General features: G+C 54.1%; 19 protein-coding genes. 11 read left to right on the top strand and 8 right to left on the bottom strand.

The features are described from left to right. Nucleotides 1-12: 12 nt before the first annotated feature. A complete protein-coding gene (locus BLT35_RS21195) occupies nt 13-795 on the bottom strand; it encodes an IclR family transcriptional regulator (protein ID WP_054818089.1) in 783 nt (260 codons plus the stop codon). A 507-nt stretch (nt 796-1,302) separates the two neighbouring features. Between BLT35_RS21195 and BLT35_RS21190 the strand changes: the two genes are divergently transcribed. The 11 genes from BLT35_RS21190 (at nt 1,303) to BLT35_RS21140 (ending at nt 13,257) form a co-directional block, all read left to right on the top strand. Further along, a complete protein-coding gene (locus BLT35_RS21190; RefSeq protein WP_074729678.1) occupies nt 1,303-2,508 on the top strand; it encodes a pyridoxal phosphate-dependent aminotransferase in 1,206 nt (401 codons plus the stop codon). 339 nt (nt 2,509-2,847) lie between these two features. Beyond that, on the top strand, nt 2,848-3,960 hold the full coding sequence (gene proB / locus BLT35_RS21185; protein ID WP_074729677.1) for a glutamate 5-kinase: 1,113 nt from the start codon (nt 2,848-2,850) through the stop codon (nt 3,958-3,960). Nucleotides 3,961-4,015: 55 nt separating this feature from the next. After that, nucleotides 4,016-5,281 (top strand): glutamate-5-semialdehyde dehydrogenase, encoded by a 1,266-nt coding sequence (locus BLT35_RS21180; protein ID WP_171005936.1) that lies wholly within the window; start codon nt 4,016-4,018, stop codon nt 5,279-5,281. Nucleotides 5,282-5,331: 50 nt separating this feature from the next. Then, nucleotides 5,332-6,201 (top strand): pyrroline-5-carboxylate reductase, encoded by an 870-nt coding sequence (proC, locus tag BLT35_RS21175; protein WP_062407707.1) that lies wholly within the window; start codon nt 5,332-5,334, stop codon nt 6,199-6,201. Nucleotides 6,202-6,216: 15 nt separating this feature from the next. After that, on the top strand, nt 6,217-7,494 hold the full coding sequence (locus BLT35_RS21170) for a 2,3-diketo-5-methylthiopentyl-1-phosphate enolase (protein ID WP_062407706.1): 1,278 nt from the start codon (nt 6,217-6,219) through the stop codon (nt 7,492-7,494). Beyond that, nucleotides 7,491-8,153 (top strand): 2-hydroxy-3-keto-5-methylthiopentenyl-1-phosphate phosphatase, encoded by a 663-nt coding sequence (locus tag BLT35_RS21165; RefSeq protein WP_062407705.1) that lies wholly within the window; start codon nt 7,491-7,493, stop codon nt 8,151-8,153. Before BLT35_RS21170 ends, BLT35_RS21165 begins: the two co-directional genes overlap by 4 nt. Beyond that, complete coding sequence (mtnB, locus tag BLT35_RS21160) at nt 8,150-8,794, top strand: methylthioribulose 1-phosphate dehydratase (protein WP_074729675.1); 645 nt, start codon at nt 8,150-8,152, stop codon at nt 8,792-8,794. Before BLT35_RS21165 ends, mtnB begins: the two co-directional genes overlap by 4 nt. Nucleotides 8,795-9,153: 359 nt before the next feature. Beyond that, a complete protein-coding gene (locus BLT35_RS21155) occupies nt 9,154-10,704 on the top strand; it encodes a spore germination protein (protein ID WP_373864977.1) in 1,551 nt (516 codons plus the stop codon). Nucleotides 10,705-10,720: 16 nt separating this feature from the next. After that, a complete protein-coding gene (locus BLT35_RS21150) occupies nt 10,721-11,905 on the top strand; it encodes a Ger(x)C family spore germination protein (RefSeq protein ID WP_074729674.1) in 1,185 nt (394 codons plus the stop codon). A 6-nt stretch (nt 11,906-11,911) separates the two neighbouring features. After that, nucleotides 11,912-12,160, top strand: coding sequence for a hypothetical protein (locus BLT35_RS21145; RefSeq protein ID WP_074729673.1), 249 nt, complete (start codon nt 11,912-11,914; stop codon nt 12,158-12,160). Between the two features lie 5 nt (nt 12,161-12,165). Then, a complete protein-coding gene (locus BLT35_RS21140; RefSeq protein ID WP_074729672.1) occupies nt 12,166-13,257 on the top strand; it encodes a GerAB/ArcD/ProY family transporter in 1,092 nt (363 codons plus the stop codon). Nucleotides 13,258-13,417: 160 nt separating this feature from the next. Here the strand turns inward: BLT35_RS21140 and pyrE are convergent, their stop codons facing one another. The 7 genes from pyrE to pyrR form a co-directional block, all read right to left on the bottom strand. Beyond that, on the bottom strand, nt 13,418-14,059 hold the full coding sequence (pyrE, locus tag BLT35_RS21135) for an orotate phosphoribosyltransferase (RefSeq protein WP_269465279.1): 642 nt from the start codon (nt 14,057-14,059) through the stop codon (nt 13,418-13,420). Between the two features lie 57 nt (nt 14,060-14,116). Further along, entirely contained in the window at nt 14,117-14,833 is a 717-nt protein-coding gene (pyrF, locus tag BLT35_RS21130) for an orotidine-5'-phosphate decarboxylase (protein WP_054818084.1), read from the bottom strand. Nucleotides 14,834-14,937: 104 nt separating this feature from the next. Next, a complete protein-coding gene (gene carB / locus BLT35_RS21125; RefSeq protein ID WP_074729671.1) occupies nt 14,938-18,153 on the bottom strand; it encodes a carbamoyl-phosphate synthase large subunit in 3,216 nt (1,071 codons plus the stop codon). Then, entirely contained in the window at nt 18,140-19,318 is a 1,179-nt protein-coding gene (locus tag BLT35_RS21120; RefSeq protein WP_074729670.1) for a carbamoyl phosphate synthase small subunit, read from the bottom strand. Before BLT35_RS21120 ends, carB begins: the two co-directional genes overlap by 14 nt. Before the next feature lie 56 nt (nt 19,319-19,374). Then, nucleotides 19,375-20,658, bottom strand: a complete 1,284-nt coding sequence (pyrC, locus tag BLT35_RS21115) for a dihydroorotase (RefSeq protein ID WP_074729669.1) — start codon at nt 20,656-20,658, stop codon at nt 19,375-19,377. 23 nt (nt 20,659-20,681) lie between these two features. After that, the gene (locus BLT35_RS21110) at nt 20,682-21,587 is read right to left on the bottom strand and encodes an aspartate carbamoyltransferase catalytic subunit (RefSeq protein ID WP_074729668.1); all 906 of its coding nucleotides are present in this window, start codon (nt 21,585-21,587) and stop codon (nt 20,682-20,684) included. Next, the gene (gene pyrR, locus BLT35_RS21105; RefSeq protein ID WP_054818103.1) at nt 21,584-22,150 is read right to left on the bottom strand and encodes a bifunctional pyr operon transcriptional regulator/uracil phosphoribosyltransferase PyrR; all 567 of its coding nucleotides are present in this window, start codon (nt 22,148-22,150) and stop codon (nt 21,584-21,586) included. The genes BLT35_RS21110 and pyrR overlap by 4 nt, the downstream gene beginning before the upstream one ends. Nucleotides 22,151-22,534: the final 384 nt, after the last annotated feature.

Here is a 22,534-nt window from a genome sequence, read left to right as displayed (position 1 = left end):
AAAGCGCCGTCGTCAGCTTGTCACTTCCATTGGAGCGTATCCCAATTTGGCTGATACCTTGGAAGTCGTTTCAAGCAAATGCTTTACCAATTCTTTTTCTTTGGACATGATTCGAATGGTTGGCGCACAGATGCTGATCGCCGCCGCTATCGAGCCATTTCTGGAAAACACCGGGGCGGATAGGCACGAAATCCCGTTTTCGAAAGTTTCATACGAAAGATAGTAGCCCAGCTTCCGGATTTGCGCCAGCTCCAGCCGGAAAATATTGGGATCCACCGTGGTGTGCGAAGTATACGGCTCCAGTTTGGTCGTCGATAAATAATGCTCCACCTTTGCTTCATCGCTGAAAGCCAGCAAGACTTTTCCGAGTGCCGTGGAATACGGCGGCGACGTTAATGACAAGTGAAACTGCAACCGTAAGGATGAATCATTCGAAACGACCCGATCCAGCAGCACGACAACATTGGCATCCAGTACACCTAAGTGAACGAGTTCATTCGTAACTTTAGCCAATTCTACCAATGAAGGATGGGTCACCTTGCGAATATCCAACCGCTTTTCGAAGGCATATCCCAATTCAAGGCAGGCCAAGCCCAGCTGGTAATTTCCTGTACTGGAATCCTGGGTAATAAATTGCTTCTCCTTTAAGCCATCCAATATTTTTAACAAGTAGCTTTTTCGGATTTTTAAAAGCTCCGACATTTCAACCAAAGAAAGCTCGCTTTTATCTTTAAAAGCCAGCAGGATGTCTAAAGCATGAGCTACGTTGCCGTAGGAGCTTTTTGCAGTCTCCATTTGATTTCACCTCCTCTTTTTGGTAAATTCCGTTCACTAAACTGATTTTATTATCAAAAGGAAAAAAAATCAATACTTTTTAATCGATACCATAGTATGTTTTCCTAAAACCATGATTCCGTCCGCCATGAATTCAGCACATATATATCCGGCACAGGCTCCGCAGCAAAGTCAGTCCGTTGTTTTGACCTTACTTTAATTAGTGAATGATATTTACTAAAAAAGACGATTCCCCTCTCTTCTCCGATCATGTTTCCTGCTGTTCGCCGCATTCCTGCCAACGTTTCGTGTATCCTGAACGGGAAGATCGCAGAAACATGCCGTCAGCCGACCGGTTATATCATTTTTTATTTCATTTTTCGTCCTTTTCCTTCATGGTTTTGCAAACCTTCTGTACCTGCAGGTTTTTTCATGTTACATTAGTTTTATCCGCCTTTCATCTATATGAAGCGCAGGATCATTTTGCGTTTGCGAACCATTTTTGAACCCATTGGAGTGACCTTTCGAATGAATAATGCAGCCCAAAGCGCCGTCAGCGCTTTTCCGATTCAACCTGCGCAGCGTCTTGTTGACCTGCCCACACAGTTTTTCGCCAAGCTCGTGCGCAAAGCGAACGAACAAACCGCTGCGGGCCATGACGTTATTAATTTGGGACAGGGTAATCCTGACCGTCCAACCCCTCCTCATATTGTGAAAGCATTGCAGGAAGCTGCGGAAAATCCGCTGTACCACCGCTATCCCCCCTTTAACGGCTATTTGTTTTTAAAAGAAGCCGTAGCCAAGCGGTACAGGGAGGATTACGGAGTCGAGCTCGACCCGGAAAAGGAAGTGGCGATTTTGTTCGGCGGCAAAACCGGGCTTGTCGAGATCGCGCAGTGCCTGCTGAACCCCGGAGACGTATGTCTTGTTCCCGATCCCGGATATCCCGATTACTGGTCCGGCGTCGCGCTGTCCGGAGCCCGTATGGCCTTCATGCCGCTGCGTGAAGCGAACGCTTTTCTTCCGGACTACAGTGCGCTGTCTTCCGATGAGATCAACAAAGCGAAACTGATGTTTATCAACTACCCGAATAATCCGACGGGCGTAACCGCTCCCGCTTCCTTTTATAAGGAAACCGTCGATTTCGCCGCCAGGAACGGCATTGTAGTGGCCAGCGACTTTGCATACGGCGCCATCGGCTTCGACGGACAGCAGCCGATCAGCTTCCTGCAAACTCCGGGGGCCAAAGAAGTAGGCATCGAATTCTACACGCTCTCCAAAACGTACAACATGGCCGGCTGGCGCGTCGGCTTCTGTCTGGGCAATGCCGAGGTCGTCCGGATGATCAATTTGATTCAGGACCATTATTACTGCAGTCTGTTCGGCGGCATCCAGGAAGCGGCGTCCGTGGCGCTGACCGGCCCTCAGGATTGCGTAAAGGAGCTTGTCTCGGTCTACCAGAGCCGCAGAGACGCCCTGTTCGAAGCGCTCGACAGCATCGGCTGGAAAGCGAACCGTTCGCAAGGATCTTTCTTTACGTGGCTGCCCGTTCCCAAAGGGTATTCTTCCGAATCGCTGGCCGACATGCTGCTGGACAAAGCGAAGATCGTCGTCGCACCGGGCGTCGGCTTTGGAAAACACGGGGAAGGCTATGTCCGTCTTGGCCTGCTCAGCACGGAGGCCAGACTCAAGGAAGCGATAGCACGCATCCAAGCGCTCGGTTTGTTCGGATAATCCGGCCGGCGGCCGGGCGGCCGCGCTTCCCGCCTTTACAAACCTTACCACGCATGTTATTCTTAAATGAAAAGCAAACGTTATGACGGGACTAGTAGGAAGCCCCCTGCACGTCCAGAGAGTAAATTCCGATGGCTGCGAGAATTTACCGTGGAGCCTTCCGAACCCGCCCCTGAACGGCCAACGAAGAGTTGGACGGCACTCCCTGCCGTTAACGGGGACGGAGACGGATGATTTTTTCATCAAGTAAGGTGGTACCGCGGAAGTAGAGGCTTTCGTCCTTAGCAGGACGGGGCCTTTTTGTATTGATAAGACAAAGTAAGGAAAAGAGTGATCCAGATGCAGCAAACGATTGTAGTCAAAATCGGCAGCAGCTCGCTCACCTCCGATGAAGGCGGTTTGAACCAAGCCAAAATCCGGTTTTTTGCCGCGGAGCTTGCTCAGCTCCGCAGACAAGGGTATGCTGTGCTGCTTGTTACTTCAGGCGCAGTGGCGGCAGGCTTTCGGGAAATGGGCTATACCGTACGTCCCAAGCTGCTGCACGAGAAGCAGGCTTCCGCTTCCGTCGGCCAGGCGCTGCTTATGCAGGCCTACCAAGCGGCTTTCGGGCAGCATGAGATCCGTGTCGGACAAATCCTGCTGACCCGCTCCGATTTTGTAAGCCGTAAACGAATCCATAACGCTCAGATGACGATAGAGGAATTGTTGCGGCACGGCATCCTGCCAATTATCAACGAGAATGATACCGTCTCCGTCGACGAGCTCAAATTCGGCGACAACGATACCCTGTCCGCGCTGGTAGCCAATCTCGTCCGTGCCCGCAGGCTGGTGATCATCACCGATACCGACGGACTGTATACGGCAGACCCGCGCAAGAACGCCGGGGCCAAACGGATCGACCGCGTATCTGAGATTGACGAGGAAGTGTACAGCATCGCCGGCGACTCCGGCTCCATGGTCGGAACCGGCGGCATGCGCTCCAAGGTCGAGGCGGCCCGGATTGCGATGCGCGGCGGCGTACCCGTATTCGTCGGGCGCGTCGCAGACCCGGGCGATATGCTGCTTGCCGTTGAAGGAACGGGTAAGGGCACTTACTTTGATACGAGCGCGCACAATCTCCCGATGAAAAAGCAGTGGCTCGGTTTTCACTCTCAGCCGCACGGCAAGGTTATCGTGGACGAAGGCGCGGAGATTGCCCTGGTAACGCGCGGCAAAAGCCTGCTCCCGGCAGGCGTCAAGGAAGTTATAGGCGACTTTCATCCCGGCGACGTCATTGAAGTGGCCGGACCTACGCTCCGGACGATCGGCCGCGGTGTCGTGAACTATGCCGCATGGCAGCTTCAAGCCGTCCGGGGTCTCAGCACCGAAGAAGTCCAAAAAAGAATTGACGTTTCCCGGATCGAAGTCATTCACCGGGACGAATGGATTACGCTCTCTACAGCGGTCAAATGAACGGTGCCGTTCATTCATCAATCGTATCCTAAAGGAGATGGTCATCGTGACGAACATGGATCAAACTTTAGCTCCCAGCGAAGTGGTCGAGAAGGCCAGGCTTGCAAAGCAAGCCGCGCCGAAGCTGAATCTGTTGACAACGGAGCAAAAAAATAACGCCTTGCTGCGCATGGCGGATGCCCTGGTGCAGGAAGCCGATTCGATCATTGCCGCCAATGCGGAAGATTTGCATCGCGGAAGGGAGAGCGGTATCACCACGTCCCTTCTCGACAGGCTGGCGCTGAACGTCCAGCGCATCGAAGCCATGGCCGAAGGCTTGCGGCAGGTCGTAGCGCTGCCCGACCCGATTGGCGATACGCTGGAGGAGTTCGAACGTCCGAACGGCTTGAAGATCCGCAAGGTGCGGGTGCCGATCGGCGTCATCGGGATGATCTATGAAGCCCGTCCTAACGTTACGGTCGACGCCGCGGGCTTGTGCCTGAAAACCGGTAACGCGGTTGTGCTGCGCGGCGGCTCATCCGCCCTTTACTCTAACAAACGTATAGTGGAGGTTCTTCACGCCGCGCTGGCCCAAACGGATGTCCCTACGGATGCGCTGCAGCTGATCATGGATCCAAGCCGTTCTTCCGTCGACGAAATGCTGAAGCTCAACGGTCTGCTCGATGTGCTGATTCCACGGGGCGGGGCCTCGCTGATTCAAAATGTAGTGAAAAACGCCACTGTACCGGTCATCGAAACCGGAGCCGGCATCTGTCACACCTTCATTGACGAAAGCGCGCAGCCGGATATGGCTCTTCAGATCGCCATCAATGCCAAGGTTCAGCGTCCTTCGGTTTGCAACGCGATGGAGACGCTGCTGGTGCACCGCAAATTCGCCGAGCGTCATCTTGGAATCATTGGAGAACAGTTTACACAGCATCGGGTGGAACTGCGCGGCGACGAGGCCGCACGGAAGCTTGTGCCGTCCATCGCGGCCGCTTCCGATAAAGACTGGGATACCGAATATAATGATTACATCCTCAATGTGAGGGTTGTCGACAGCCTTGACGAAGCGCTGGAGCATATCCGCCGCCACGGCACGATGCACTCGGAGTGTATCGTCACCGAGAATGCCGCCAACGCGGAACGCTTCCTCACGGAAGTGGATGCGGCCGCCGTCTATCATAATGCCTCCACCCGGTTCACCGATGGCTTTGAATTCGGCTTCGGCGCAGAGATCGGCATCAGCACGCAGAAGCTGCATGCCCGTGGTCCAATGGGCTTGCCGGCCTTGACCTCAAGCAAATTCCGCATTGTCGGAAACGGACAAATCCGTGGATAAGAGCATGCCTTTGGCCTCTCTTTTTTCCACGCAGTAAAGGAGTAACCCAGATGACCTCATCCTTGTCTCATATGAAATTCACGTTTATCGGAGCCGGCTCGATGGCCGAAGCGATCATTCGCGGACTGATCACCAAAGGCGGCGTGCACGGGGAAAATATTTTTGTCATCAACCGCTCTAACCGCGCCCGGCTCGAAGAGCTCCGCGAGCGTTACGGCATCCGCAGTTCCGTCAACGAATTGGAAAAAGACGACGCCATCCGAACGGGGCATATCGTCGTTCTGGCCTTTAAACCGAAAGATGCCCTTGAGGGTCTGTCCAAGATCAAGCATCTGATAAGGCCCGAGCAGCTGCTTGTATCCGTCATCGCCGGCCTGACGATCGATACCATGCAAACACTGCTCGACGCAGCGGATTACTCTATCGTCAGAACCATGCCGAATACGTCGAGCACCATCGGCCTCGGGGTGACCGGAATGAGCTTTTCCCCGAATGTCACGCCGGCAGGCCGTCAGCTTGCCGTCCAAATGTTTGAATCGGCCGGCATCGTATCCACTGTGGAAGAGCCGCTGCTTGACACAATTACCGGTGTTTCCGGGAGCGGACCGGCTTACATTTATTATATGATGGAAGCCATGATCCAGGGCGGCGTTCAGGGAGGGCTTGAACCTGAAGAAGCGCGGCGGCTTGTCGTTCAAACGGTCCTTGGCGCTGCCAGTATGGTACAGGCCACCGGGGAAGATCCTGCCGATTTGCGCCGGAAGGTCACTTCGCCTAACGGGACGACTCAGGCCGCGCTGGAGACGCTTGATCGTCACGGATTCCCGGAAGCGGTCGCGAAGGCCGTGCTCCGCGCCGCCGAACGCGCCGGTGAGCTGGGTGCGGCGATCAGCGCCTCCGTCACTTCCCAAACCAAGTAAAGTAGGTGTCATGCAATGAATGTGGAAACCCATGGCGCATATTGCGTAGCGACCTATCGCTGCTACGACGAAAAAGCCGATTTTCATAAGAAAGCGGCTGGCATCGCCGTCGGATTAACCGTCGGAAGCTGGACAGACCTGCCGCAAGCGCGCAAGGCCGAAATGGAAAAGCATTTGGGCCGCGTAGTTCGCGTGGAGGTTCATGAGCCTGCGGCCGGAGAGTCCGCATCCGAAAGATACGCCGATATTCAAATCGCTTATCCCGATATCAATTTCAGCCGCGACATCCCTGCCCTGCTCGTCACGGTATTCGGCAAGCTGTCGATGGACGGCCGCATCAAGCTGATCGATCTCTCGTTCTCCGAAGCTTTCTTATCCGCCTTTCCCGGGCCGAGATACGGTATTCAGGGCGTCCGCGACCTGCTCGGTATTCACGACCGGCCGCTGTTAATGAGCATTTTCAAATCGGTCATCGGCCACGATCTTCCGGCCCTGCGCGAGCAGTTCCTGCAGCAGGCCTTAGGCGGCGTCGATTTGATTAAGGACGACGAAATCCTGTTCGAGAACCCGCTAACCCCGATCGAGCGGCGTGTGGAGGCCTGCATGCAGGCCGCGGCGGAAGCACAGAAAGCAACCGGGCAAAAGCTGCTGTATGCCGTCAATCTGACAGGCCCGACCTTCGGTTTGATTGAGCAGGCCCGTAAAGCCATCGATGCCGGGGCGAATGCGCTGCTCTTCAACGTACTGGCTTACGGCTTCGATGCCTTGGCCGAGTTAAGCCGGCATCCGGATATCCGCGTGCCGATTATGGCCCACCCGGCTATGGCAGGAGCGTTCTACCCGTCTCCATATCACGGGATCGCGGCCAGCGTTCTGCTCGGCAAGCTGATGCGGCTGGCAGGAGCGGATCTCGTCTTGTTCCCCTCCCCTTACGGCTCGGTCGTGATGCCGCGGGAAGAGAATATGGCGATCAAAGAAGCGCTGCTGACCACAGACGCATCGGCATACGCCTTGTCCGCAAACGGACAAGCCCCGCTGGCGCAGAGCTTTCCTGTTCCGTCTGCGGGCATTCACCCCGGACTCGTGCCTCTGATCCTCAAGGATTTCGGCGATCAAGTCGTCGTCAATGCCGGAGGCGGAGTCCATGGGCATCCGATGGGCGCCGCGGCGGGAGGCCGCGCCTTCCGTCAAGCCATCGCCGGCTGCCTGGCTGGCAGACCGCTTCGCGAATATGCGGCTGACGGGCACGCGGAGCTGCAAGCGGCGATCGACGCCTGGGGGATCAAGGAATGAGCAAAAATCGGATTATTTTTTGCGATTTCGACGGAACCATCACGGTGAACGACAACATTGTAGCGATCATGAAGCATTTTCAGCCTCCGGGCTGGGACGCGCTCGTGGATCAGGTGATTCACAAAAAGATATCGATTCGCGAAGGCGTCGGGCGCATGTTCGCCCTGCTCCCCACTTCGATGCATCAGGAAGTTGTAGATTATGCCATAGGCAACGTAACGATCCGCGCCGGATTTCGGGAGCTGCTTGAATACTGCAGCCGCGAGGACGTGCATTTTCTGGTGACCAGCGGCGGAATCGACTTTTTTGTCTACCCCGTTCTGTCGCAGTTCCCGATCCCGCAGGAGAACATTTACTGCAACGGCAGCGACTTCAGCGGATCGCATATTCGGATCGAATGGCCGCATGCCTGCGACGAGCATTGCGCAAACGACTGCGGCATGTGCAAGACGACCATCATCCGTCAATATCCTGCCGAGTCATACGAGCGCATTTTGATCGGAGACAGCGTCACCGATTTTGAAGGGGCCAAGCTCGCGGACATCGTCTTTGCCCGCGCGCATTTGGTGCAGCTCTGCAAGGAGCTGAACTTGAATTATTACCCCTTTGAAAATTTTTTCGATGTCATTAAGCAGCTTGAGGAGATGAGAACACGTTGAGTTTCGACGCCATTCGTTTAGAAGAAAAGCAGCAGGCGTTTGCCGAGCTTCGCGAAGTCAAAACGATTTTTGCCGAGCGGGGATGGTTTCCGGGCACAAGCGGCAATTTGTCCATTCGCACGGGTGAGTTCTCCCCGGATCAGTTCGCTTTTGCAATCACCTCCAGCGGAAAAGACAAGTCCGTCCATACCCCCTCCGATTACTTGCTGGTGGACCAGAACGGCAAGCCGATGGAAGCGACCGGGTTGAAGCCGTCTGCGGAGACGCTGATCCACTGTGAAATTTACCGTGCGACCGGGTGCGGCGCCATTTTTCATGTACATACGGTATTCAATAACCTGGTGTCCGAGCTGTACGGAGAGCGCGGCAGCGTACCTGTAGACGGCGTAGAACTGATCAAGGCGTTCAACATTTGGGAAGAGGAAGCGCAAATCGAAATTCCGATTCTGCCCAACTACGCCGACATTCCGAGCATTGCCAAGCTTGTAAAAGGAGCGATTGTCCCCCGTATTCCCGGTATCCTGCTGCGTAAGCACGGAATTTATGCCTGGGGAGCGAACGCCTTCGAAGCGAAGCGGCATCTCGAAGCATTCGAATTCCTGTTCGAATATGCTTACCGCCTTGCTCTGCTCAAAAAATAACGGTCACCGCAAAAAACTCCAATTAATCAACACTGAAATGCACCCCTTAGAATAGACATTGGAACCCCCCCTTCGGGTTATTCCGATTCTTTCTAGGGGTGTATTTTTATGACGATCAAAGGTCATAAGTTTAAGCTTGATCCGGAATCCAAAATCTCTACAGCGATAATAAACGCGGGTAAAAAAATGTGCGTTAATACCAAGTATTTGCATATTTGGATCATGAACCAACCATACTAGGAAAAACAAGAATGAGAACAGTGGTATTTCGCTCTTGGCGGTTTTATCCGCTGACCACCAGACTGAATTTTTCGACGAGAGGGGATTGTTATGGGTAAAAAAAAACGTTCTTGAATCGTCTGCTGCGTTCTGATCGGCAACAGTCTGCAAATGCCGGATTGCAAGACAAAGATCCGAAAACCCAAACCGGATTTTCCGAACATCTGGACGAAAACCTTCAACTGCTTCAGAGCATTTATGCGAATTGTTCCGACGTCATTTTTCACGACTTTTTCATTGGCGATCAAACCAAAGCCGTGCTTATTTACATCGAAGGTCTTACTCATGTCGAAGAGGTCGATCAGCATGTACTCGCGCCGCTCCAGCAGGAATTCCCTCTGGAGCATACCCTTTCGAACATTCGAAAGAAAATTGCCGTCTCATCCATCAAACCTGTGAAAACCGTCGCTGATGCCATTGAAGAAATATCCGGCGGGAATCCCGTCCTGCTCATGGATCGGGAAGGCCAAGGATTGTCGGTCGGATTGTCCAAGTGGGATAAACGTTCAATTGAAGAGCCTACGGCCGAGTCGGTTTTACGGGGACCAAGAGAAGGATTCATCGAATCGCTAAGGACCAATACGACTTTGCTGCGGCGGAAAGTAAGAAGTCCGAATTTGAAAATCAAAGCGATGAACATCGGAACCTATTCCGTAACGCCGATCGCCATTGCCTATATCGAGGGAATTGCAGCTCCCGCATTAGTCGAGGAAATGATGAGCCGGTTACGGCGGATTGAGATCGACGGCATGTTGGCAAGCGTGTATATCGAGGAATTTATTGAAGACAATCCTTATTCCCCTTTCCCTCAGCTTCTTTCGACGGAACGGCCTGATGTGGCAAGCGCCTACTTGCTGGAAGGGCATGTCGCCGTCTTGGTCGACGGAACCCCCAGTGTGCTGGTCGCTCCGGTGACGTTTTTATCCATGCTGCAATCACCTGAAGATTATTATGAGCGATACGTTGTGGGTACGGCGATCCGTTGGCTGCGTTATTTGTTTTTTTCCATCTCTTTGCTGGGGCCATCCATTTACGTCGCCGTCATTACGTTTCACCAGGAAATGATTCCGCCCTCCCTTCTGTTAACCATGGTGAAATCGCGTGAACAAGTACCGTTTCCCGCTATTGCGGAGGCCTTGCTGATGGAATCCATGTTTGAAGCGCTGCGGGAGGCCGGCGCCAGACTCCCCAAGCAGATCGGTACAGCCGTCAGCATTGTCGGGGCGCTTGTCATCGGTCAAGCGGCTATTGCAGCCGGAATCGTCTCCGCTCCGATGGTGATGGTTGTGGCCATCACGGGGATCGCTTCATTTATGGCTCCCCGGTTCACCGTTGGAATTGCCGTCAGGCTGCTTCGTTTCCCCATGATGTTCCTTGCAGGGTTCCTGGGAGTCCTTGGTGTGATCCTGGGGGTGATTGTCATTTTGAATCATCTTCTCACTCTTCGTTCTTTTGGGGTGCCTTATTTGTCGCCTCTGGCTCCGTTTAAAGGTCGCGATTTAAAAGATGTCCTTTGGCGGGCTCCGCGTTGGATGATGAACACGCGCCAGCACTTGACCGGAGAATGGAACGAATATCGGCAGCCCCCCGGGCAACGGCCAAATCCAGCCAAAGGGGATGAAGAGGGATAATCGGAAGGGGATTTTCATGCGTACAACAAAACGAAAAAGCGTTTTTGTCCTCTTTTTCCTTTCTATTCATGCACTATGGCTTTCCGGCTGTTGGGACCGTACGGAAGTGAACAATTTGGCGATCATTACAGCTGTCGGTTTGGATTGGACGGAAGATCGCCAATTGGAGCTGTCTGTCAAAATATATCTTACGTCACCTTCATCTTCTCAACAGATGGGAGGGTTCTCCGCCGATAGCGGGGGGACCGGACTGTCGATCGTACGATCGGTGAAAGGACTGACCATGGCGGCTTCGGTTGCCCAATTGCAGCAAGTGCTCACCCGCAAAGTGTTTTGGGGGCAGGCCGAGGTGCTCATTATTGGGGAAAGATTGGCGAAAGAAGGACTTGCCGAACCGATGGAATTTTTTACGCGTCACCCCTCTCCGAGGGAACGCATACAAGTATTCATCAGCAAAGGGTCGGCGAAAGATGTGCTGCAGCTTGACCCCCCTATTGAACGCTCAATTGCCAAAGGGCTGCGGTCAATGGCCGAGTCGCGAATCGGACTGAATATCACGATGAAAGATCTGATGCAAATGATGGCCGGCAGAGCCAGGGCGGCCGTCATTCCATTGGTGGAAATCAAACCGAAACAAGGAATGCAGGAGGCGTTCCCGTTTCTGAATGGAACGGGCATATTAAAAAACGGGAAAATGGTCGGGCGTATGAACGACAGCACAACCCGGGGGATCTTGTGGCTGAGAAACGAAATAAAAAGGGCTACCACGACCATTTCCCCGAAAAACGCCAAAGGCTATGTTTCCTTCCAACTGCTGAGGAGCCATACGGAATTGGTTCCGCATATTCATGGGGACGACTGGAGCATCACCGTCCGAATTGACACCCAGGACGACATCATTGAAAATACAACGGGCCTGGATCTTGCCGATCCAAAGTATATCAAAGAGCTGGAAACCGAATTGGCGACCGGTATTGAGCATCGTGTGCACATGGCCCTGACACAAGCGCAGAAAGAAATGAAAGCCGACATATTCGGTTTTGCCGATGCTTTTTACCGCAATTATCCAAAAGAATGGAATCGAAACAAGAATCGCTGGGACGACATCTACCCAAATCTGAAAGTCATGCTGGAGACGGAGCCTAAAATATACAGACCGGGAATGACAGGCAAAAACATTTTCAAGTCGAAACAGGAGTGAGAAAAAATGGAATGGGTGAAGGTCTTGGGAATCGGAGCGGTTTTGGTTTGTATGACCCTGTATGAATGGCCAAGGATGAAAAGGCAAATGAAAAAAGAAAAAACCGCCTTTGCCGCACTAACCGTTTTGGGAGGAATTCTGGCTTGTTTGCTCGTTTTCTATCCGGAAACGCCAGGGCCCACACAATGCATTGACGCCATGTACAAACCGCTGGTAAACGTTGTAGAGAAATGGACTATGGAAAGGAGCGGATGAGAAGGATGCCCGAAAAAACGAGAATTTCCCCCTTACAATTGGGAATGATGATGTATTTGGCCACCACCCCTACCGCGATTCTCACCGCCCCCACGATTACGTACAAATTTGCGAAACAGGATCTGTGGATTTCCCCGATATGGGCTTTTAGCGGGTTGATTGCCGTTTATGTCGCGCTGCGGCTCCATAACATGTATCCCGGCCTAAATATTAGCCAAGCAAGCGAACGCATCGTCACCCGGTTCCTCGGAAAAATCATAGGGATCCTGTTCTCGTTCTTTTATTTGTATCTCAACGGAATTATCGTACGGGAATACGGCGAATTCGTGGTCAGCGCATTCCTGCTCAACACCCCGCTCATCGTAGTGTCGGGCAGCATGGTTCTGGTATGTGCCATAACCGTACGCGGAGGCGTGGAAATTGTGGGAAGGTTTTCCGAGCTCTTGCTTCCCGTTTTTATCGCCTTTTTTTTACTCATCATTGTTCCGATCATTCCTGATCTGCGTTTTTCAAACATGCTTCCGATCATGGGAGAAGGGATCAGGCCTTCGATCGAGGGGGCTTTCGTCCTGCAAACCTGGTTTGCCGAATTGATCACTGTATCGTTTTTTCTTCCTTATGTAGCTGATCAAAGAAAGGCGAAAACAAGCATCTCGATTACCTTTTTAATAATCATACTGACACTGGTTGTGTCCAATCTGTCGACCCTGCTCCTTCTGGGGGATTTAACAGGCAGTTTTACTTATCCCTTTCTGATCCTTGCGAGGTACATTGACCTGGCCGAGTTTCTCACCCATTTGGAATCGCTGTACATGGCCATTTGGGTGTTGGGCGCGTTTGTGAAAATCTGTGTATTTTTTTATGTGGCCGTTCTTGTCACCTCCCAATGGATGAACCTGTCCGATTATCGACCGATTGTGTTCCCGTTAGGCTTTCTGTTAGTTTTGTTGAGCATGTGGGTAGCACCCAATTTTCAGGAATTGACGCATGCGATAGCCACGTCCGTAACCCTTTCTGTTTTGACTATGTTCGTGATCGTTCCCTGGCTGCTGTTCTGCATGGCATGGGTGAGAAATCGATTGTTGTCCTGGAGGTAACCCCCCATACCTGACACCGTAAAGATGACGCCCATGCTGCGCACATACTAAACAAGCTGACGCCGGTTATATACCGACGTCAGCTCGCTGCCCAGGTATTTTTCAATGTCCACTACACTAATAAGGGCTTAAAACAGCTGGGTCACCTGGAGTTTTATGCTTATTTCCCGTATTCCGCAGGATTGCTCCGCCATGCTTTAAGCGCCTGCAGGTCCTGCTCCCGGATGCTGCCCGCCTTCAGCGCAACGTCCAGCAGCGTCGTATAATTCGTCAGTGTTTCAAAAGGAATGCCGGCACCTTCGAAGGCTTCTTTTGCCTTGTCGAATTGGTAGGAGAAAATGCCAAGCACGCCAAGCGCCTGTGCCCCGGCGTCGTTCATGGCCAGCGCCACTTTCAGCGAGCTGCCGCCCGTGGAAATCAAATCCTCAATGACGACTGTTTTTTGACCCGGCTTAATGGAGCCTTCGATCAGATTTTCCTTGCCATGCCCCTTGGCCTTATCGCGGACATAAACCATCGGCAGATTCAGCTTCTGGGCCACCCAAGCGGCGTGAGGAATTCCTCCGGTCGCCGCTCCTGCAATGACTTCCACATCCGGGAAGTTGTCGCGGATCAGCGAAACGAATCCTTCTGCAATCCGCTCGCGAATTTCAGGGTAAGAAATCGTCAGGCGGTTGTCGCAATAGATCGGAGATTTCAGTCCCGATGTCCAGGTGAACGGCTGATTCGGACGGAGCGCTACGGCTCCGATCGCAAGCAGGTCCGAAGCAATACGTTCTGCCAGCTCATGGTTTGTACGAATGGGTTGCACGCTTAGATCATTCCTCTCCATTTGTTCTTTATATGGTCGGACTTCTTCCTATACGGAGGCCAGAATCGCTTCCAGCGCTCCTCTGGGGTCCGGCGACGCTGTGATCGGGCGACCGATAACGATGAAATCCGTTCCTTGTGCAAAGGCCTCTGCAGGCGTCATCACACGAGACTGATCTCCGATATCCGCGCCTGCAGGACGGATTCCGGGCGTAACGGTCATAAAATCGGGTCCGCATGTCTCTTTGATCCGAACCACTTCCAACGGGGAAGCCACGACTCCGTTCAAGCCGGCCGTCCGGGCCAGCTTGGCATAACGCAGGACGGCATCCTCCACCGTACCTGCGATACCGATCTCCTCATTCATCACCGCAAGGCTTGTGCTCGTCAATTGAGTCACCGCGATTACTGCGGGTCTGTTGCCCGCTTGAAGCCCTTTGTCTACCCCTTCCAACGCCGCTTCCATCATGGTCCTGCCGCCTGCCGCATGCACGTTGAACATGTCCACACCGAGCCTCGTAATGCTTTCCGCGCCGCCCTTGACCGTATTTGGAATATCGTGCATCTTGAGGTCCAAAAACACATGGTAGCCTTGATCCTTGAGCTTTTGGACAAAGGAAGGGCCTGCGCTGTAAAATAGCTGCATGCCCACCTTCATATAGCAAGGAATGCCGGCAAGCGAGCTCACCAGCGCTTCCGCCTGTTGGGCATGGGCATAATCGAGCGCAACCATGATTCGCTCTGCCTTATTCTTGTCAAACGCCATGTTCCCCGCCTCCTGTTCAAGAATGAAGCTGTTTTTTAGCCCAATCAAGGGATTAGCACAGCATCCCCGCAGTCAGCGGGACACTGTGCTAATTCCGGATGGTGTCAGGCTTGAGACACCGGCATAGCCGTGGATTGGAAGTAGATGGACTCCAGCACATGCAGCAGCGCGCTTACCGTATCAAGCGACGTCATACACACCACGCCGTTCTCTACCGCCTCGCGGCGGATACGGAATCCGTCGCGCTCCGGCGTTTTGCCTTTGGTCAGCGTGTTGACCACAAAGTGCGCTTCCCCGTTACGAATCAGATCCAGAATGTTCGGCGAGCCTTCGCTCAGCTTGTTCACACGGGTCACCTTCAGCCCGGCCGCCTCAAGCGCCTTCGCGGTTCCGCCCGTAGCCACAATCCGATAGCCGAGCCGTTCGAAGGAGCGGAGGATGGCCGTTGCTTCTTCTTTATCCTTATCGGCGATCGTCGCAATAATCGCGCCGGTCGGCGGAACCTTCATGCCGGAGCCGATCAAGCCTTTATACAGGGCTTTGGCGAACGTTTTGTCACGGCCCATCACTTCACCGGTCGATTTCATCTCCGGTCCTAGCGTCGTGTCTACGCGGCGCAGCTTGGCAAAGGAGAACACCGGTACCTTCACCGATACATAATCATCCTCCGGCCACAATCCGGTTTGATAGCCCATATCGGCCAGCTTCTCGCCCATGATGACGCGAGTCGCCACGTTGGCCATCGGAATATTCGTTACTTTGCTCAAGAACGGCACCGTCCTCGAGGAACGCGGGTTAACCTCGATCACATAGACTTCGCCTTGATAGATGACGAACTGTATATTAACAAGCCCGACAACGTTTAAGCCTCTGGCAATCTTGGTGGTGATCTCGATAATTTTTTGCTTCAGCTCTTCGGAAACCGTCTGCGGAGGATATACCGCAATCGAGTCGCCCGAGTGAACGCCCGCTCTTTCGACATGCTCCATGATGCCTGGAATCAGTACGGTTTCTTTGTCGCAGATCGCGTCGACTTCCACTTCTTTGCCGAGCATGTACCGGTCGATCAGAACCGGATGCTCCGGATTGATTTTAACCGCATATTCCATATAGCTCAGCAGCTCCTCGTCGGAGTACACGATTTCCATCGCACGGCCGCCAAGCACATAGGACGGGCGTACGAGCACCGGATAACCGAATTTCGATGCCATGCCCACCGCCTGGTCTACGGAGGTTACCGTACCGCCGGGAGGCTGCGCGATCTCCAGCGAGCGCAGAAGCGCCTCGAACTTTTTGCGGTCTTCCGCCGCATCAATGCTTTCCAGATCGGTACCCAGAATGCGCACGCCGGCTTTGGCCAGCGGAGCCGCCAGGTTAATCGCGGTTTGACCGCCGAACTGAACGATCACGCCGATCGGCTGCTCGCGCTCGATCACGTTCATCACGTCTTCAAAGAACAACGGCTCGAAATACAGACGGTCGGAGGTATTAAAGTCCGTCGATACGGTTTCGGGATTGTTGTTAATGATGACCGCTTCATAGCCTGCTTTCTGGATCGCCCATACGGCATGCACGGTCGAGTAGTCGAACTCGATGCCTTGGCCGATCCGGATCGGACCGGAGCCCAGAACGACGACCTTTTGCTTCGTCGTCTCTTTCACTTCGTCTTCCGTTTCGTAGGTCGAGTAGTAGTAAGGTGTCGTCGCTTCGAACTCGGCCGCGCACGTATCCACCATCTTGTATACCGGCTTGATATTCAGGCCGAGACGGTAAGCGCGAACGTCCGCTTCCTTCGTCAGATTCAGTCCTTGGTCCGCCTGGCTTCTGATCTCCGCGATCGCGCGGTCCGTAAAGCCTTTGCGCTTCGCTTCGCGCAGCAGCTCTTCCGAAAGCTCAGGCTGCAGCAGCTCGGCCTCGAATTGGATCAAGCCTTCCAGCTTGTGCAGGAACCACCAGTCCACCTTCGTAAGATCATGCAGCTGCTGTACGGTGTAGCCGCGGCGCAGCGCCTCCGCGATCAGGAAGATACGCTCATCGTCGGGCTTCGCCAGGCGCTGATCCAGCACCTCTTTATCCAGCTTGTCGGTCTCCTTCAAATAAAGGCGGTGTACGCCGATTTCCAGGGAACGGATCGCTTTATGAATCGATTCTTCGAACGTCCGGCCAATCGCCATAACCTCACCCGTAGCTTTCATCTGCGTACCGAGCTTCCGGTTGGCCGACGTGAACTTATCGAACGGCCAGCGGGGGATTTTGGATACGATATAGTCGAGCGTCGGCTCAAAGCAAGCATAGGTTTGTCCCGTTACCGGGTTCACGATTTCGTCCAGCGTGTACCCCACGGCAATTTTGGCCGCCATTTTGGCAATCGGATAGCCGGTCGCTTTTGACGCAAGCGCCGACGAGCGGCTAACCCGGGGATTGACTTCGATCACATAGTATTGATAGCTGTGCGGGTCAAGCGCAAACTGTACGTTGCATCCGCCTTCGATGTTCAGGGCGCGGATGATTTTTAGCGATGCCGAGCGGAGCATTTGGTACTCGCGGTCGGAGAGCGTTTGGCTCGGCGCCACGACGATGCTGTCGCCGGTATGTACGCCTACCGGGTCGAAGTTCTCCATGTTGCAGACGACGATACAGTTGTCGTTCGCATCACGCATGACTTCATACTCCACTTCTTTCATGCCCGCGATGCTTTTCTCAATCAGACATTGGCCGATCGGGCTGTAGCGAATGCCGGAGGATACCGTCTCGACGAGTTCCTCCTCGCTCGCGCAAATTCCGCCGCCCGTACCGCCTAGCGTGTAGGCCGGACGTACGATGATCGGATAGCCGATATCGTTCGCGAAATCAACGGCTTCCTCCACGGTCGTAACAATCGTGCTGTCCGGCACCGGCTGTTCCAGCTCGCGCATCAGATCACGGAACAAGTCGCGGTCCTCGGCCTTCTCGATGGCCGTCAGCTGCGTTCCGAGCAGCTTTACGTTCTCGCGCTCCAGCACGCCTGCGCGCGCCAGCTCCACAGCCATGTTGAGGCCCGTTTGGCCGCCCAGCGTCGGCAGCAGGCCGTCCGGCCGCTCCTGACGAATGATTTGAGTGACAAAATCAAGCGTAATGGGTTCGATATATACTTTGTCGGCCATGTTGGTGTCGGTCATGATGGTGGCCGGGTTACTGTTGATAAGGACAACTTCATAGCCCTCTTCTTTCAGCGCCTGACAGGCCTGCGTACCGGCATAGTCGAACTCGGCCGCTTGTCCGATCACGATCGGCCCGGAGCCGATCACAAGTATTTTCTTGAGGTCATTATTTCTCGGCATAGTGCAGTTCTCCTTTCGATGCGGAAGCGGATTTGGCGCCGCCCGCCTGATAAGCCGCTGCAATTTGCGCCTGGCGCGGTACCGGCGGATGGTTCTTCTTATGTTCACGGATCATGTCCAGAAAATCGTCGAACAGATAGCTGGAGTCAAACGGTCCGGGAGCCGCCTCCGGATGATACTGCACGGAGAAGACCGGATGCTTTTTATGACGCAGGCCTTCGATCGTACGGTCGTTGTTGTTGATATGCGTCACTTCCAGGTCCGTACCGCTGATGGAATCTTCCTTTACCGTATATCCATGGTTTTGTGAAGTAATGTAGCACCGGCCGGACTTCAAATCCTTAACCGGATGGTTCCCGCCGCGATGCCCGAACTTGAGCTTTTCGGTGTCGGCTCCGCTGGCCAGCGCAATGAGCTGATGACCCAGACAGATGCCGAAAATCGGAAACTGTCCGATCAGCTCGGAAATCATCTGGACGGCATGCGGTACATCCTTCGGATTTCCGGGGCCGTTGGACAGCATAATGCCGTCCGGCGCGAGGCGGCGGATTTGATCGGCTGTCGTGTCCTGCGGCACCACGACCACATCGCAGCCGCGCTTGGTCAGATCGCGCAGAATGCCGCTCTTCGAACCGAAGTCTACAAGCACGATACGTTCTTTCGTCCCCGGTGCGCTGTACACGCTTTTGGTGGATACGCGGGATACCTGATCGGTCATCAACGGTGCAGCTTTCAACTGCTCCAGCAGCTCTTCCACACGCTTGTTGGATGTCGTCAAAATGCCCTTCATTGCGCCATGATGACGGATACGGCGGGTCAGCATCCGCGTATCGATGCCGCTGATTCCGGGAATGCCGTATTCCTTAAGCAGGCTGTCGATCGTATATTCCGCTCTCCAGTTGCTCGGCACTGTCTCATGCTCACGGACGACAAATCCATGAACATACGGGCGAATCGATTCAAAATCGTCCCGCGTAATGCCGTAGTTGCCGATCAGCGGATAGGTCATCGTCACGATCTGTCCGCAATAGGACGGATCGGAAAGAACCTCTTGATATCCTGTAATCCCTGTATTAAAAACGACCTCGCCTACCGAGTCGCCGGTGCTTCCGAATGCTTTACCGGTAAACAGCGTACCGTCTTCCAACAACAATCTAGCCTGCATGTCTGGTCAACTCCTTCATTCTGCTGTGTTCGTAAGTACTTGTAAACCCATAAACCTCACTCCGACCATACCACTTTGCCTTCCACCATGGTCATCGCCGGCCAGCCCTTAAGCTTCCAGCCGGTAAACGGGGTGTTGCGGCCCTTGGTTTCAAATTCCGCAGGGTTCACTTCCTTCTCCGTCTCCAAATCGATCAGCGTCAGGTCCGCCGTCCGGCCGGCCTCCAATATGCCCCAAGGCAGTCCGAACACTTCCGCCGGAAGCCTGGTCATCTTGTCCACCAGGAACTGCAGCGTCCATTCGCCTGTCGCTACGAACTTCGTATAAAGAAGCGGAAAGGCTGTTTCAAAGCCGACGATACCGAACGGCGCCAGCTGCATCCCGCGCGCCTTTTCTTCTTCGCTGTGCGGAGCGTGGTCGGTTACCACGATATCGATCGTACCGTCCACGAGGCCCTCGATACAAGCCCGCACGTCACGAGGCGTACGCAGCGGAGGATTCATCTTCCAATTGGCGTCCATGCTGTCCGGAATGTCTTCGTCGGAGAGCAGCAGATGGTGCGGACAAACCTCCGCCGTTACTTTGATGCCGATCTGCTTGGCTTGACGGATCAAGCGAACGGATTGCTCCGTGCTCACATGGCATACGTGGTAATGAACCCCTGTCGCTTCGGCCAGAAGAATATCGCGGCCCACATGAATGGCTTCCGATTCGTTCGGAATGCCCTTCAGCCCGTGCTTGCGAGCGAACGCTCCCTCGCTTACGGCCGCTCCCTCCACCAGGGTGTTGTCCTCGCAATGCGCGATGATCGGCATTCCGATCGAAGCCGCTTTGGCCATGGCGTCCTTCATCATCTGAGCGCTTTGTACCCCGACCCCGTCGTCGGTGAAGCCGATCGCGCCAGCCGCTTTCAGCGCTTCGAAATCCGTCAGCTCGCGGCCCAGCTCATTTTTCGTGATGCAGGCATAAGGCAGTACGCGCACAACCCCTTCGGTTTCAGCCTTGTTCAGCACGTATTTCAAAGTTTCCACCGTGTCGGTCACCGGCCGCGTATTCGGCATGCAGGCAATGGTCGTAAAACCGCCCCGCGCCGCCGAACGCGTTCCTGTCGCAATCGTTTCTTTATACTCAAAGCCCGGTTCACGCAAATGCACGTGCATGTCGATCAGCCCGGGTGCGAGAAACTTGCCTTGCGCGTCGATGACCGTATGCCCTGAGGTGTCAGGCGCCGTACCTGCTTCTATGATGCGCTCAATTTGATTTCCTTCCACAAGAACATGCTTTGCCGCCAGTTCATTGCCGCCATTCAATACTGCAGCGTTCAGAATCCAGATTCCCATCGGTACCTCCGCATCGTGTATTTTCAACTTAAAGCACGCTCGATCACAGCCATCCGAATCGGTACGCCGTGGCTCATTTGCGTGAAGATTTTCGATTTATCGCATTCGACCAGTTCGTCGTCGATTTCTACGTTCCGATTCACCGGAGCGGGGTGCATGATGATCGCATGCGGCGCCAGCTTGGCCGCCCGCTCCACAGTCAGCCCGTAAGCGGCGCGGTATTCTTCAGCCGATCGGAACAGAGAGCCTTCATGCCGCTCCAGCTGTACTCTGAGCATCATGACAACATCGGCCTTCAGCGCTTCCTCGATCGTGGTGTAAGGCGCATATTCCGCCAATTCGGCGGCCTGCATTTCTGCAGGAGCGCAGAAGCTTACTCTGGCCCCGAGCGTCCGGAGCGCCCACAGGTTCGAGCGCGCCACCCGGCTGTGCCGAATGTCTCCGATAATCGCTACATGAAGCCCGCTGATGTGGCCAAAATGTTTGCGTATCGTGTACAGGTCGAGCAGAGCCTGCGTCGGATGCTCGTTATTGCCGTCGCCGGCATTGATCAGAGGCACTTTAATTTTCTGTGCCAGCTCGGCAAGAAGGCCGTTCGGCTTCATCCGGATCACGCCCGCGTCGATCCCCATCGACTCCAGGGTCCGCACCGTATCGTATATCGACTCGCCTTTTTGCACGCTGGAGACGGCGGCCGTGAAATTCAGCACTTCGGCTCCAAGCCGTTTTTCCGCTACTTCAAAGGAGAAGCGCGTTCTCGTGCTGTTCTCAAAAAACATATTGGCTACAAAGCGTCCCTGCAGATGGTTCGATACCTTCACCGGGTACTCCTCCCAGTAGGCCGCCCGGTCCAAAATGGACGTGAGCTCCGCAGCGCTTAGCCCCTTAGTGCCGAGAAGATGCTTATGCGTGTGTACCTGCAGTGTCATTCTTTTGGCCCCCTCTGCCCCGTAATTACGACTTGATCGATTCCATCCACTTCCTTCAGCTCCACATCGATGTTCTCCAGCCGGGAGGTGGGGATGTTCTTGCCGACATAGTCCGGCCGAATCGGAAGCTCCCTGTGTCCGCGGTCCACCAGCACCGCAAGCTGAATCATTTGCGGCCGGCCCAGATCCATCAGCGCATCCATCGCCGCTCTGACGGTCCGGCCCGTATATAGTACATCATCAAACAAAATCAGCTTTTTATTACGAATCTCCAGTTGATCCGGAACCGACTCCGCCGCCGCGGCATCCTCACCGCCGCCCGCCGCTTTGCTCCGGTCATCCCGGTACCTGGTCACGTCGACCTCGCCAACGGGAACGGGAACGCCCTCGATTTCACGAATTCGCTCAGCCACTCTGGCAGCCAAGTGTATTCCGCGCGTTCGAATCCCGATGAGCATGCAGTTCTCGAAGCCTTTGTTTCTTTCCAAAATCTCGTGAGCGATCCGCGTCAACGCCCGCCGAATGGCGGTCTCATCCATTAGCACATGCTCGGTCTGCTGCATCTGCAGGGCAACCTCCTCCACCTGAGCTTTTTGAAATCGGTCGTGAGACGAAAAAAACCTTGCCGATAAGGCAAGGTATATGCACAAGAACAGAACTCAGCCTCCGGATGCGGGTATACTTCACCCGAATTTATCTGCCGCAGCACGCTCCGGATAGACCGTTCATATTCATCGTTCACCTTGCCAGCCTCACGGGACTGAAATTAAAGGTGCTATTCAGTTAAAAAGAATTATCCCACGTTCGACATCGCTTGTCAATAGACCGCGAATCTTCGTTCCGAAGCATTCCGTTAGTGTAAAATCTCCGTGGGTGTAGGAATTGGAAAAAGCGGATATAGAAAAAGAGCTTCTCCCTTGGTAAAGTGATGTTTGCGCACAACACAC

This window comes from Paenibacillus naphthalenovorans (assembly GCF_900099895.1).
GTDB lineage: Bacteria > Bacillota > Bacilli > Paenibacillales > NBRC-103111 > Paenibacillus_G > Paenibacillus_G naphthalenovorans.
This window is presented reverse-complemented; position numbering and strand designations above follow the sequence as displayed.

Excerpts from the sequence above, each read along its gene's own strand:
- BLT35_RS21195 (WP_054818089.1), bottom strand. The coding sequence starts at position 795 with ATGGAGACTGCAAAAAGCTCCTACGGCAACGTAGCTCATGCTTTAGAC.
- BLT35_RS21190 (WP_074729678.1), top strand. The coding sequence starts at position 1,303 with ATGAATAATGCAGCCCAAAGCGCCGTCAGCGCTTTTCCGATTCAACCT.
- proB (WP_074729677.1), top strand. The coding sequence starts at position 2,848 with ATGCAGCAAACGATTGTAGTCAAAATCGGCAGCAGCTCGCTCACCTCC.
- BLT35_RS21180 (WP_171005936.1), top strand. The coding sequence starts at position 4,016 with ATGGATCAAACTTTAGCTCCCAGCGAAGTGGTCGAGAAGGCCAGGCTT.
- proC (WP_062407707.1), top strand. The coding sequence starts at position 5,332 with ATGACCTCATCCTTGTCTCATATGAAATTCACGTTTATCGGAGCCGGC.
- BLT35_RS21170 (WP_062407706.1), top strand. The coding sequence starts at position 6,217 with ATGAATGTGGAAACCCATGGCGCATATTGCGTAGCGACCTATCGCTGC.
- BLT35_RS21165 (WP_062407705.1), top strand. The coding sequence starts at position 7,491 with ATGAGCAAAAATCGGATTATTTTTTGCGATTTCGACGGAACCATCACG.
- BLT35_RS21150 (WP_074729674.1), top strand. The coding sequence starts at position 10,721 with ATGCGTACAACAAAACGAAAAAGCGTTTTTGTCCTCTTTTTCCTTTCT.
- BLT35_RS21145 (WP_074729673.1), top strand. The coding sequence starts at position 11,912 with ATGGAATGGGTGAAGGTCTTGGGAATCGGAGCGGTTTTGGTTTGTATG.
- BLT35_RS21140 (WP_074729672.1), top strand. The coding sequence starts at position 12,166 with ATGCCCGAAAAAACGAGAATTTCCCCCTTACAATTGGGAATGATGATG.
- pyrF (WP_054818084.1), bottom strand. The coding sequence starts at position 14,833 with ATGGCGTTTGACAAGAATAAGGCAGAGCGAATCATGGTTGCGCTCGAT.
- carB (WP_074729671.1), bottom strand. The coding sequence starts at position 18,153 with ATGCCGAGAAATAATGACCTCAAGAAAATACTTGTGATCGGCTCCGGG.
- BLT35_RS21120 (WP_074729670.1), bottom strand. The coding sequence starts at position 19,318 with ATGCAGGCTAGATTGTTGTTGGAAGACGGTACGCTGTTTACCGGTAAA.
- pyrC (WP_074729669.1), bottom strand. The coding sequence starts at position 20,658 with ATGGGAATCTGGATTCTGAACGCTGCAGTATTGAATGGCGGCAATGAA.
- BLT35_RS21110 (WP_074729668.1), bottom strand. The coding sequence starts at position 21,587 with ATGACACTGCAGGTACACACGCATAAGCATCTTCTCGGCACTAAGGGG.
- pyrR (WP_054818103.1), bottom strand. The coding sequence starts at position 22,150 with ATGCAGCAGACCGAGCATGTGCTAATGGATGAGACCGCCATTCGGCGG.